The organism is Photobacterium sp. R1 (assembly GCF_054600795.1).
This window is the reverse complement of the sequence record NZ_BAAHZP010000413.1, coordinates 1-290: the sequence shown is the minus strand read 5'-3', so window position 1 is coordinate 290 and position 290 is coordinate 1. Positions and strand designations below refer to the sequence as shown.

General features: G+C 57.2%; 1 protein-coding gene. It reads left to right on the top strand.

Translation table 11 applies throughout. The features are described from left to right. Positions 1–290 (top strand): hypothetical protein (locus ACYP03_RS25655; protein ID WP_459782627.1); only part of this gene is annotated, 290 nt, incomplete at both ends.

Genomic DNA, 290 nt, shown 5'->3' with positions numbered 1-290 from the left:
CATGTGAAGCGAGTCATTGATAAGGCGAAGCGGGTCATCGTTTGGGATCCCGATGATGAATATACCGGGGCGGGTTGGGTTCGCTGCAGTTCTGCCGTTGAGTTGCTGGACTGGTTACACCGTCACCCGGCGGGAAATCTGAAAATTGCTTTTGTGGCCGGGGGGCAAAAAGCCTTTGAGTTTTGGTGCAAGGCAGCGTTTGCATGGGGCTATTGTGTCGCCGTCGCGGAAGAAATCGCAGATGTCACGACGCCAGCCAAAGCGCCGCCCGCATGGGGCACCCTGTCACG